This window comes from Saccharothrix sp. DSM 118769 (assembly GCF_052936295.1).
The window spans coordinates 875086-887335 of the sequence record NZ_CP193627.1; the positions used below are offsets into that span (position 1 = coordinate 875086).

The 12250-nt window shown below is 73.5% G+C and carries 10 protein-coding genes; 9 read left to right on the forward strand and 1 reads right to left on the reverse strand.

The window, feature by feature from the left end:
* Positions 1-35: 35 nt before the first annotated feature.
* Positions 36-935, forward strand: a complete 900-nt coding sequence (locus tag ACRAKJ_RS04280; protein WP_438927059.1) for a diiron oxygenase — start codon at positions 36-38, stop codon at positions 933-935.
* Positions 932-1786, forward strand: a complete 855-nt coding sequence (locus ACRAKJ_RS04285) for an alpha/beta fold hydrolase (protein ID WP_447008878.1) — start codon at positions 932-934, stop codon at positions 1784-1786. The genes ACRAKJ_RS04280 and ACRAKJ_RS04285 overlap by 4 nt, the downstream gene beginning before the upstream one ends.
* A 66-nt stretch (positions 1787-1852) precedes the next feature.
* On the opposite strand, the gene ACRAKJ_RS04290 is transcribed toward ACRAKJ_RS04285, so the two are convergent.
* On the reverse strand, positions 1853-2500 hold the full coding sequence (locus ACRAKJ_RS04290; protein ID WP_447008879.1) for a TetR/AcrR family transcriptional regulator: 648 nt from the start codon (positions 2498-2500) through the stop codon (positions 1853-1855).
* A 137-nt stretch (positions 2501-2637) separates the two neighbouring features.
* Between ACRAKJ_RS04290 and ACRAKJ_RS04295 the strand changes: the two genes are divergently transcribed.
* The 7 genes from ACRAKJ_RS04295 to ACRAKJ_RS04325 all read left to right on the forward strand — a co-directional run bounded on the left by ACRAKJ_RS04295 (position 2638) and on the right by ACRAKJ_RS04325 (position 12143).
* Positions 2638-3621 (forward strand): alpha/beta fold hydrolase, encoded by a 984-nt coding sequence (locus tag ACRAKJ_RS04295; protein WP_447008880.1) that lies wholly within the window; start codon positions 2638-2640, stop codon positions 3619-3621.
* 70 nt (positions 3622-3691) lie between these two features.
* Complete coding sequence (locus ACRAKJ_RS04300) at positions 3692-4717, forward strand: DUF3152 domain-containing protein (protein WP_447008881.1); 1026 nt, start codon at positions 3692-3694, stop codon at positions 4715-4717.
* 116 nt (positions 4718-4833) lie between these two features.
* A complete protein-coding gene (gene moeZ / locus ACRAKJ_RS04305) occupies positions 4834-6006 on the forward strand; it encodes an adenylyltransferase/sulfurtransferase MoeZ (RefSeq protein ID WP_438920238.1) in 1173 nt (390 codons plus the stop codon).
* 227 nt (positions 6007-6233) lie between these two features.
* Positions 6234-7037 carry a TIGR02569 family protein gene (locus ACRAKJ_RS04310; protein ID WP_438920239.1) on the forward strand — a complete coding sequence of 268 codons (804 nt, stop codon included), beginning with the start codon at positions 6234-6236 and terminating at the stop codon, positions 7035-7037.
* Positions 7038-7274: 237 nt separating this feature from the next.
* Positions 7275-9248 (forward strand): molybdopterin-dependent oxidoreductase, encoded by a 1974-nt coding sequence (locus tag ACRAKJ_RS04315; RefSeq protein WP_438920308.1) that lies wholly within the window; start codon positions 7275-7277, stop codon positions 9246-9248.
* The gene (locus ACRAKJ_RS04320) at positions 9245-10690 is read left to right on the forward strand and encodes an FAD-dependent oxidoreductase (protein ID WP_438920240.1); all 1446 of its coding nucleotides are present in this window, start codon (positions 9245-9247) and stop codon (positions 10688-10690) included. Before ACRAKJ_RS04315 ends, ACRAKJ_RS04320 begins: the two co-directional genes overlap by 4 nt.
* 100 nt (positions 10691-10790) lie before the next feature.
* Entirely contained in the window at positions 10791-12143 is a 1353-nt protein-coding gene (locus ACRAKJ_RS04325; protein WP_438920241.1) for an MFS transporter, read from the forward strand.
* The last annotated feature ends 107 nt before the right edge of the window (positions 12144-12250 follow it).

Here is a 12250-nt window from a genome sequence, read left to right on the forward strand (position 1 = left end):
AGTAATCCAGGGTGGCACCACCGGGGAGGGGCCCGATGACGAGGACCGTGAAGGTCGCGGACCGCGAGAAGACCGCCGAACGGCTGCTCAACTCGTCGGCGGACAGGTCCTACGACCCCGAGGTGGACATCGACTGGTCCGCGCCCCCGGTGGCCGGCCTGCGCTACACCCCGGAGCACCGCTGCTCGCTGTACGGCACCGGGCTGTGGGACCGGATGAGCCCCGAGCAGCGGATCGACCTGTCCCGGCACGAGATCGCGAGCATCGCGTCCGTCGGCCTGTGGTTCGAGATCCTGCTGATGCGGATGCTGCTCAAGGAGGTCTACCGCGCCGACCCGACGAGCCGCCACGCCCAGTACGCGCTGACCGAGGTCGCCGACGAGTGCCGGCACTCCACGATGTTCGCGCGCATGGTCGAGGCCATCGGCTGCCCGCCCTACGGGCCGCGCCGGTACACGTACCACCTGGGCAAGCTGCTGCCGGTGATCGGCTACGGCCCCGCCCTGTACGGCTCGATCCTGGTGGCCGAGGAGGTCCTGGACCGGCTCCAGCGCGAGACGATGGCCGACGAGACCGTGCAGCCGCTCGTGCGCATGGTCAACCGCATCCACGTGCTCGAAGAGGCCCGGCACGTGCGGTTCGCGCGCGAGGAGGTCGTGCGCGGCATGGCCGGGCTGAGCCGCGCCGAGCTGCCCTACCAGCGGTGGCTGGTCGCGACCACGTCCCTGTTCATCACCCGCTCCCTGATTCACCCGGACGTGTACGCCGCGGTCGGCCTGGACAAGGAGGCCGCGCACCGGGCGGCCCTGGGCAACCCGCACTGGCAGGGGACGCTGCGCTGGGCGGGCGAGCGGATCATGGCGTTCCTCGACGAGGTCGGCCTCGTCGGCGCACCGGGGACGCGGGCGTGGCGCCGGTCCTTCCTGCTCCCGTGAGCGGCCCGCGCTTCACCGCGTCCGACGGCACCGCGCTGCGCGTCGTGGACACCGGTCCGCCGGACGCCGGGGTGACGACCGTGCTGCTGCACGGCTGGACGCTCGACCACACGTCGTGGGACGAGGTGGCGGCGGCGCTGCCCGGTCGGGTCCTGCGCTACGACCACCGGGGGCACGGCGGTTCGGCGCCCGCGCCGGCCGGGTCGGCCACGATCGCCCGGCTCGCCGACGACCTGGCCGAGCTGCTGGAGGACCGGGTGCCGACCGGGCGGGTCGTGCTGGCCGGGCACTCCATGGGCGGCATGACGATCATGGCGTTGGCCGAGCAGCGCCCCGACCTGCTGGAACGGGTGGCGGGGGTGGCGTTCGTCGCCACCTCGTGCGGTGAGCTGGCGGGGTCCACGCTGGGGCTGCCGGGCGCGCTCGGCCGGGCGTTCCCGGCGGGCGAGAAGGTGCTGAACCGGCGCATCGCGGCGTCCCCGCGGCCGGAGCTGCTGCGGCGGCCCGGGGCCCTGCGGCCGGGGCTGCGGTGGCTGCTGTTCGGCGAGCGGCCGTCGCGGGGGCACGTCGCGCGCACCGCGATCATGGTCGGCCGCTGCCACCCGGTGAGCATGGTCGCGTTCCGCGACTCGTTGGACGAGCACGACCGGCGCAAGGCGCTGGTCGAGCTGGCGGACGTCCCGTGCGCGGTGCTGTCCGGCGGGGCGGACCGGCTGACCCCGCCGCGCCACGCCCGCGTGCTGGCCGACGAGCTGCCGCACGCCGAGCTGGTCACGTTCCCCGGGGCGGGGCACATGCTGCCCCTGGAGCGGGCCGCCGAGGTGGCGGCCCGCATCGCGGCACTGCGGTGACGCCGGTCGGGGCCGTCCCCGCGAGGACGGCCCCGACCGGTGCGTGCTCAGTGCTCCGGTGCGTGCTCAGTGCTGGAGCGGGAAGCCGCCGCCGATGCCGCGCCACGCGAGGTTCGAGATCAGCGAGACCGCGTCCTCCTTCGGGACCTGGCGGTCGTCGGCCAGCCACGCGCGGGCGGTGACCTGGGACAGGCCGACCAGGCCCACCGCGAGCAGGCGCGCCCGGTGGGGGTCCAGGCCGGTGTCGGCGGTGATCGTCTCGGTGATCGCGTCGACGCTGTCCGTGGTGGCCCGCTCGACCGCCTGGGCCACGACCGGCTCACCGCGCAGGTCCGATTCGAACACCATCCGGAACGCCTGACCCTCGCCGTCCACGAAGTCGTAGAACGCCCCGACCGTCGCCTTCACGCGCTGCTTGTTGTCCGTGGTGGACGCGAGCGCCACGCGCACCCGGTTCACCAGCTCGTCCACGTGGGACTCCAGCAGTGCCATGTAGAGCTCGAGCTTGCCGGGGAAGTGCTGGTAGAGCACGGGCTTGCTGACGCCGGCGCGTTCGGCGATCTCGTCCATCGCGGCGGCGTGGTAGCCGTTGGTCACGAACACGTCCTGCGCCGCGGCCAGCAATTGGGCACGCCGGGCCGTGCGGGGGAGTCGAACACCCCGTCCCGCCGCGCCGCCGTGGTGCCCGACCGCAGTCTGGGCCGTCTCCGTCATGGTGCCTCCAGCCAACCAATCATCGCGGAACCGAAGGGGGGTTGCCCCGCCGGCTCGTCGGCAACACTACTCGCTGGTAGCAGCCTTGCGGGAAAGCTTCCCGTTTCACGGGACGCCCCAGCAGGCATCCTGGTGGGGTGACCGAGACGCTGGAGGCGCGCAGGCCCGCCATCACCCACGTGCCCCTGTCCAGCTCGCCGCTACCGCCGCTGGACACAACGATCGGACCGTGGCCCGGTGACTACGCCGAGGTCGCGGGCCACCGCGTGCACGTCCGCCACACCCCCGGCGGCGCCGGGGAGAAGGCCGTCTACGTGCACGGGCTCGGCGGTTCCTCGACGAACTGGACGGACCTGGCCGCCCAGCTGTCCGGTCACGTCGAGGGGCACGCGCTGGACCTGCCCGGGTTCGGCCGCTCCGAGCCGATCCACGGCTACGACTTCCGCATGCCCACCCACGCCGACGTCGTCATCGGCTACCTCGACTCGCTGGGCGGCGGTCCCGTGCACCTGCTCGGCAACTCCATGGGCGGCGCGATCACGCTCATGGTCGCCGCCAAGCGCCCCGACCTGGTGAAGACGCTGACCCTGGTCTCGCCGGCGGTGCCCGACCTGCGGCTGAGCCTGCGCCGGGTGTCCGACCGGCGGCTGCCGCTGGCGTTCCTGCCCGTGGTGGGCGCGCGGGTGCGGGCGCAGCTGGCGACCGTGACGCCCGAGGAGCGCACCCGGCAGATGCTGCGGCTGTGCTTCGCCGACCCGGACCTGGTGCCGGCGAACCGGATCGCGCAGAGCCAGGAGGAGTACGACGAGCGGTCGGCGCAGGCGTGGGCGGGCAACGCGCTCAACGCCTCCACGATCGACCTCATCCGCACCTGGCTGGTGCCCCGGTCGAGGTCGATGTGGCTGCTCCCGCCGCGGATCACCGCCCCCACCCTGGTGGTGTGGGGCACGGAGGACCGGCTGGTCAGCGTGCGCAAGGCGCCCCGGGTGGCCAGGCTGCTGCCGCGCGGCCGGCTGCTCGTGCTGCCGCGCACCGGCCACGTCGCGCAGATGGAGCGGCCGGCGTCGGTGGCGCGCGGGGTCCTCGGCATGTGGGAGTCGGTCGAACGGGGCGAGTGGTGAGGCGGATCGGCCCGGGCCGCTGGTCAACCGGCCGGCGGCGCAGGGGTGCGCTTGTGGCACCCTGGTCGCCGTGAACCGGACGACGCAGGACGCGGCGCCCTCCTCCGGCGACCGCCCGTCGCTGTCCGAAGACCGCTACCGCCGCGGCGCGCGCCGCACCGCCGGCGAGCCGCTGGCCGCCTCGTGGACGCCGACCGGCCGCCGGGCCCGGCGGCGCGGGCGCGGCCTCAAGGGCCTCGTCGCGAACTACGGGTGGCGCATCTACGCCATCCCCGTGCTGCTGGTGCTGACCGCGCTGGTCGTCCTGGACACGGCCGTGCCGACCGGGAGCGGCCCGGCGGCGGACCAGTCCGCGCAGGGTGCGCAGACGGGCGGCGCGTCGGCGGCGACCACCCCGGCGACGCCCGCGGCCAGTGAGAAGCCGCCCGCCCAGATCGACCTCAAGAACTTCCCGACCGCGGTGCTGCCGGACGGCCCGAACTTCTCCGCGCAGGGCGCCGGGACGTGGCAGGTCGTCCCCGGCGCCACGCAGCAGACGGGCAGCGGGCAGCTCTACCGGTACAACATCGCCATCGAGGACGGCGTCGAGGCGGCCGACTACGGCGGCGACCGCGAGGCTTTCGCGCGCACGGTGGACGCGTTCCTGGCCGACCCGCGCAGCTGGGTCGGCAACGGCCAGGTCGCGATGCAGCGGGTCGAGGGCGACGACGTCGACTTCACCATCAGCCTCACCACGACCAGCACCACGCACGCCATGTGCGGGTTCTCGATCCAGTTCGAGGCGTCGTGCTGGCACCCGCCGTCGGGGCGCGTGATCATCAACGCGGCCCGGTGGGTGCGCGGCGCGAAGGCGTTCGGCAACGACATCGGCGCCTACCGCACCTACGCCGTCAACCACGAGGTCGGGCACGCCCTGGGCAACGGGCACGAGGGCTGCGCGACCGACGGCGGCCCCGCCCCGGTGATGATGCAGCAGTCGTTCGGCGTGGCCAACGACTACGTCGCGCAGCTCAACTCGGTGACCGGCGGCGACCGCAACGCGGTGGCGGCCGACGGCAAGGTGTGCACGCCCAACCCGTTCCCGGTGGCCCCGTAGCGACCGGTCCCGGCGGCGCGTCCCGCGCCTTGGGACGACTTCCCATCCGGGAAGACGGACGGGCAGGCTGGTGTTGTCCCTCGGTAGAGGACATGTGTGGTCGAGGAGGACTGGAGATGGCGCTTCCGCCGCTCGTTGAGCCCGCTGCGGAGCTGACGAAGGAAGAGGTCGCGCGGTACAGCCGCCACCTGATCATCCCGGACGTCGGGGTCGACGGTCAGAAGCGGCTGAAGAACGCGAAGGTCCTGGTCGTCGGCGCGGGCGGCCTGGGCAGCCCGGCACTGCTCTACCTGGCGGCCGCGGGCGTGGGCACGCTCGGCGTCGTCGACTTCGACGTCGTCGACGAGTCGAACCTCCAGCGGCAGGTGATCCACGGCCAGTCGGACGTGGGCCGGCCGAAGGCGGAGTCGGCGCGCGACTCGGTCGCCGAGATCAACCCGTTCGTGAAGGTGGTGCTGCACCAGGTCCACCTGAACTCGGAGAACGCGCTCGACATCTTCCGCGACTACGACCTGATCCTGGACGGCACGGACAACTTCGCCACCCGGTACCTGGTCAACGACGCCGCCGTGCTGCTGGGCAAGCCGTACGTGTGGGGTTCGATCTTCCGGTTCGAGGGCCAGGTCAGCGTCTTCTGGGAGGACGCGCCGAACGGCCAGGGCCTGAACTACCGCGACCTCTACCCGGAGCCGCCGCCGCCCGGCATGGTGCCGTCGTGCGCGGAGGGCGGTGTCCTGGGCGTGCTGTGCGCGTCGATCGGCTCGATCATGGTGACCGAGGCGATCAAGCTGCTGACCGGCATCGGCGACCCGCTGCTGGGCCGGCTCATGGTGTACGACGCCCTGGAGATGTCCTACCGGACGATCAAGATCCGCAAGGACCCGGAGAGCGTCAAGATCACCGAGCTGATCGACTACGAGGCGTTCTGCGGCGTCGTGTCCGACGACGCGCAGCAGGCCGCGGCGGGCAACACCATCACGCCGCTGGAGCTGAAGCAGAAGCAGGACGCGGGCGAGGACTTCCTGCTCGTGGACGTCCGCGAGCCGCACGAGTACGAGATCGTGAAGATCCCGGGCTCGGTGCTCATCCCGAAGGACCGCATCCTGTCCGGCGAGGCGTTCGCCGAGCTGCCGCAGGACAAGCAGGTCGTGCTGCACTGCAAGTCGGGCGCCCGCTCGGCCGAGGCGCTGGCCGCGCTGCACCGGGCCGGCTTCAAGGACGCGGTGCACGTCGGCGGCGGCGTCCTGGCGTGGGCCCGTGAGGTCGACCCCTCGCTGCCCACCTACTGACCACCTCCGGAACGACGCCGGGGTCCGCCGCGAGCGGGCCCCGGCGTCGTGCTGTCGGCGGCCCGCCGGTTCGGGTCGAGGGCGACGTCGCGCCGGGTGATGCCGGTCACGTCGGTCGATCTCCCTACTGAGACCGCAATAATGCGGTTAGCCCGAATGCGCGGACACCACGCGTACGAGGTCCGAGGTCCACCAACCGGAGGCCCGGTGCAGGTAGCGTGCCGGCCGTGAACCCGTCGCCGTCACCGGAGCCGCCACCGTCGCACGTGCGCGCCGCGTTCGGCGCGCGCGACGCCGAACCGGAGCTGATCGACGGCGGACCGGTGTGGCGGTGCGGCGACGCGGCCATCCGCCCGGCGGGCAAGCCCGCCGAGGCCACCTGGGTCGCCAAGACCCTCGACGCCCTCGACGTGGACAACCTCCGCGTGGCCAGGCCCCTGCGCTCCACCGACGGCCGCTACGTCGTCGGCGGCTGGGCGGCGACCAAGTACCTGTCCGGTCAGGCCGAGCCGCGCCACGACGAGGTCGTCGAGGTCGCCGTGAAGCTGCACCAGGCCACCGCCGGGCTCACCAGGCCCCGGTTCCTCGACACGCGGACCGACCTGTTCGCCACCGCCGACCGCTGCGCGTGGGACGAGGAGAAGGCCGAACTGGACCCGGACCTCGGCGGCCGGCTGTTCGAGCTCTACGCCGCCCACCGCAAGCCGGTGACGGCGAAACCGCAGGTCGTGCACGGCGACCTGTTCGGCAACGTGCTGTTCGCGGGCGACGCGGCCCCGGCCATCATCGACTTCACCGCCTACTGGCGGCCGGGCTCCTACGGCGCCGCGGTCGTCGTGGTCGACGCGCTGGCCTGGGGCGGCGCGGACCACGGCATCCTCGGGCGGTGGGCGCACCTGGAGGAGTGGTCCCAGGTCGTGCTGCGGGCGCTGCTGTTCCGGCTCGCCGTGCACGCCCTGCACCCGCGCTCGGGCCGGCAGTCGCTGGCGGGCCTGGAGCGCGCCGCGTCCAGGGTCGCCGAACTGCTCTGAGCCCCGCGCCCGCGGCCCCGCGGCTGTGACCCGCGGCACTGTCGTGACGGCCGTGCTGCGACGACCTCACCCGCCCGGCGGGGGCGCTGAGCAGTCAAGTTCGCGTGGACGAAACATCACGCGGTCCGCCGTTAACAGCCCGTTCCTACCGTCGGCTGCGTGACCCCAACCGACTCCCCGAGCACGACCGCGTCCGGGACGGACACGCACTGCCCGTACTGCGCGCTCCAGTGCGCCATGTCCATCACGGACGGCGTGGTGTCGCCGCGGGAGTTCCCGACCAACCGCGGCGGGCTGTGCCAGAAGGGCTGGACGTCGGCCGAGCTGCTGACCTCGCCCGCCCGCCTGACCACGCCGCTGGTCCGCCGCGACGGCGAGCTGCGCCCGGCCGGCTGGGACGAGGCGCTCGACCTGGTCGCCGGGACACTGCGCCGGCTGCGGGAGGCCCACGGGCCGGACTCGGTGGGCGTCTTCGGCGGCGGCGGGCTCACCAACGAGAAGTCCTACCTGCTGGGCAAGTTCGCCCGGGTCGCCCTGGGCACCTCGCAGATCGACTACAACGGCCGGTTCTGCATGTCCAGCGCCGCCGCGGCGGGCACCAGGGCGTTCGGCCTGGACCGGGGGATGCCGTTCCCGGTCACCGACCTGGACCGGGCGGACGCCGTGCTGCTGGTCGGCGGCAACCCGGCGGAGACCATGCCGCCGTTCGTGCAGCACCTCAGGGGCGCCGAGCTGATCGTGGTCGACCCGCGCCGCACGGCCACCGCCGAGCTGGCCACGCTGCACCTCCAGCCCGCGCCCGGCACCGACCTGGCGCTCGCGCTGGGCCTGCTGCACACCGCCGTCGCCGACGGGTACCTCGACAAGGAGTACCTGGCGGAGCGCACCACGGGCTTCGACGAGGCGTGGCGCATCGCGGCGACGTGGTGGCCGGAACGGGTGGAGCGGGTCACCGGCGTGCCGGTGGCCGACCAGCGCGCCGCCGTGCGCATCCTGGCCGAGGCGGACAACGCCTTCGTGCTCACCGGCCGCGGCACCGAGCAGCACGCCAGCGGCTCGGACACCGTGTCGGCGTGGATCAACCTCGCCCTGTCCCTGGGGCTGCCCGGCCGGAAGTACTCCGGCTACGGCTGCCTCACCGGCCAGGGCAACGGCCAGGGCGGTCGCGAGCACGGCCAGAAGGCCGACCAGCTGCCCGGCTACCGCAAGATCACCGACCCCGCGGCCCGCGCGCACGTCATGGACGTGTGGGGCGTCGACGACCTGCCCGGCCCCGGCCGGTCGGCCTACGAGCTGCTCGACGCCCTCGGGCAGCCCGGCGGGCCCAAGGCGCTGCTGGTGTTCGGCAGCAACGTCATCGTCTCCGCGCCCCGCTCGCAGCACGTCGCCGACCGGCTCGCCGCCCTGGACCTGCTGGTCGTGGCCGACCTCGTGCTGTCCGAGACGGCCGCCGTCGCCGACGTCGTGCTGCCGGTCACGCAGTGGGCCGAGGAGAGCGGCACCATGACCAACCTCGAAGGCCGCGTGCTGCTGCGGCAGGTGGCGGTGGCCCCGCCCGAGGGGGTGCGCAGCGACCTCGACGTGCTCCAGGGCCTCGCCACCCGCCTCGGCCAGCCCGCCGACCGGTTCCCGACCGAACCCGAGGTGGTGTTCGAGGAGCTGCGCAGGGCGTCCGCGGGCGGCCCCGCCGACTACTCCGGCGTCACCTACCAGCGGCTGCGCGACGGCGAGGCGCTGCACTGGCCCGTGGTGCGCGACAGCACGCCCCGCGTGTTCCTCGACCGGTTCGCCCACCCCGACGGCCTGGCCCGGTTCGCCCCGGTCGAGCACCGGGGACCGGACGAGCCGCCGGACGCCGAGTACCCGCTCCAGGCCACCACGGGCCGGGTGCTCCAGCACTACCAGTCGGGCGCGCAGACCCGGCTGGTCGCCGAGCTGAACGCGGCCGAGCCCGAGGCGTACGTCGAGGTCCACCCGGACACCGCGACCCGCGCGGGCCTGGCGCACGGCGACCTCGCGGCCGTCGTGTCGCGGCGCGGCCGGACCGCGGCGCGGGTGCGCTGCGTGCCGTCCATGCGCATCGACGTGGTGTTCCTGCCCTTCCACTTCCCGGGCGAGGGTCGCGCCAACCTGCTGACCAACCCGGCGCTGGACCCGACCAGCCGGATGCCCGAGTTCAAGGTGTGCGCGGTCCGATTGGAGACGGTATGAGGAACGTTGTGGTGGTGGGCTACGGCATGGCCGGCGCCCGCCTGGCCGACGAGGTCCGCCGTCGCGACCCGAAGGGGGAGCGGGTCGCGCTGACCGTGCTGGGCGACGAGCGGCACCCGGCCTACAACCGGGTGCTGCTGTCCAGCGTGGTGGCGGGCTCCCTGACCCCGGACGCGGTCCGCCTGCACGGCCCCGACTGGGCCGCCGAGCACCACGTGGACCTGCGGCTCGGCGGGACCGTCACCAAGGTCGACCGCACCCGCCGCGTCGTGCACGTCGACGACACCGAGGTGCCCTACGACGCGCTGGTGCTGGCCACGGGCGCGCGCTCGTGGGTGCCGCCGACGCCCGGCCTGCTCGACGGCAACGGCGACCTCGCGCCCGGCGTGGTGGCGTTCCGCTCGCTGGACGACTGCGCGCGGATCGTGGAGAAGGCGTCGCCGGGCGCGCCGGTCGCCGTCCTCGGCGGCGGGCTGCTCGGCCTGGAGGCCGCCCGCGGCCTGGCCGGGCGCGGCTGCCTGGTGACCGTGGTGCACCCGGTCGGGCACCTGATGGAGCGCCAGCTCGACGCGGGCGCGGGCCGGGTGCTCGCCAAGACCCTCCAGGGCCTCGGCATCGAGTTCCGGCTCGGCTCGCTCGCCTCCCGGTACGTGCCGGGCGAGGGGCTGGAGCTGACCGACGGCACGCACGTCCCCGCCGACCTGGTCGTCGTCTCGGCGGGCGTGCGGGCGGAGACGGCGCTGGCCGAGCAGGCGGGCATCGACGTCGACCGGGGCGTCCTGGTGGACGACGCGCTGCGCACCAGCGACCCGCGCGTGCACGCCATCGGCGACTGCGCCCAGCACGTGGGCACGGTGTCCGGCCTGGTCCAGCCCGCGTGGGAGCAGGCAGCCGTGCTCGCCGACCGGCTCACCGGCGCCGCGCCCGCCGCCCGCTACTCCGGCACCACCGTCGTGACCAGGCTCAAGGCCCGCGACGTGGACCTCGCCGCGCTCGGCGACGTGCACGCGGAGGTCGACTCGCCCGACGACGAGGTGCTGTGCTTCCAGGACCCGGCGCGCGGCCGGTACGCCAAGCTGGTGCTGCGCGACGACCGGGTGACCGGCGCGATCGTGCTCGGCGCGCCGGACGCGGCGGCGGCCATCACCCAGCTCTACGACCGCGGCCTGCCCGCGCCCACCGACCGGCTGGCGCTGCTGCTGGGCCGGGCCCTGCCCGCGGGCGCGACCGAGGCGAGCCCCGCCGACCTGCCCGCGTCCGCCGTGGTGTGCCGCTGCAACACGGTCAGCAAGGCGCAGCTGGTCGGCGCGTGGCGCGCGGGCGCCACCTCGCTGTCGGCCATCGCCGACGCCACCCGGGCGAGCACCGGCTGCGGCGGCTGCAAGGACGCCGTGTGCGGCATCGTCGACTGGCTCGCGGCCTCACAGCCCCAGTCCGCGTGATGTGCGGGGGAGTTGCCGGCGGCGACACCTGCCCGCACGTCTCGGTAACCGGCCGTTCCTACCGTTGGTGCGCAACGGGAACCGCTGTCCGGGAGGTCCGATGAGCACGGTCGTGGAGACGAGGGGCGTTGCGCCGCGGGCGAAGCGCCGCGGTCGGTGGATCGAGGACTGGGAGCCGGAGGACCCGGCGTTCTGGGAGACCACCGGCAAGCGGGTCGCCCGCAAGAACCTCGTGTTCTCGATCCTGGCGGAGAACCTGGGCTTCACCGTGTGGAGCCTGATGTCCATCGTCGTGGTGAGCCTCGGCTCGATCGGCTTCGCGTTCAGCGTCGGCCAGGTGTTCTGGCTGCTGATCGTGCCGAACCTGGTCGGCGCGGTGCTGCGCATCCCGTACACGTTCGCCGTGCCGCGCTTCGGCGGTCGGGCGTGGACGACGATCAGCGCGGGCCTGCTGCTGGTGCCGTGCACGATGCTGGTGATCGCGGTCACCGACCCGGGCACGCCCTACTGGTTCTTCCTGCTCACCTCGGCCGCGATGGGCTTCGGCGGCGGCAACTTCTCGTCCTCCATGGCGAACATCTCGTTCTTCTACCCGGAGGGCAGGAAGGGCCTCGCGCTCGGCCTCAACGCCGCGGGCGGCAACCTGGGCGTGGCGATGGTGCAGCTCGTCGTGCCGATCGTCATCTCGATCGGCACGGGCGTGAACCTGGCCTACGCGGCGCTGTTCTGGATGCCGTTCATCGTGGTGGCCACCGCGTGCGCCTGGTTCTTCATGGACAGCCTCACCCAGGCCAAGCCGGACGGCACCTCCTACCGGCGGGCGCTGTCGAACAAGCACACCTGGGTGATGTCGTTCCTCTACATCGGCACGTTCGGCTCGTTCATCGGCTTCTCGTTCGCGTTCCCGTCGCTCATCAAGATCAGCTTCGTGGACCACAAGGGCTTCGTCGCGCTCGCCTTCATCGGGGCGCTCATCGGCTCGGTGAGCCGGCCGTTCGGCGGCTGGCTGTCCGACCGGTTCGGCGGCGCGCGGATCACCGTGGCCACGTTCTGCGGCCTCGCCGTCGGCACGGTCGGGCTGCTCGTCAGCATCGAGGTCGGCAGCTTCGCGCTCTTCTTCGGCTCGTTCATCGCCCTGTTCGTGCTGGCGGGCGTCGGCAACGGCTCGACCTACCGGATGATCCCGGCCATCTTCGCCACGCAGAGCGACGACGTGGCGTCCGCCAAGCGGCAGGCGGCGGCGGTGGTCGGCATCGCGGGCGCGATCGGCGCGTTCGGCGGGGTGCTCGTCAACCTGGTGTTCAAGTTCTCCCTGGAGGGCAGCAGGACGCTCGCCCCCGCGCTCACCGCGTTCCTGGTGTTCTACGGGCTGTGCGTGGCCACCACGTGGTGGTTCTACCTGCGGCGCCGCGTCTTCGTGCGCGTCCCGAGCCTCGCCCACGCGGGCGTGTGACGCACATGCCCGCCACGTGCGGCGTGAGTGTCCTTTAACACCTGCGAAACATTCGCGACCTTGGCACGACACGGTGCCCGGTGAGCATAACCGGGCAGGAGGAAGGG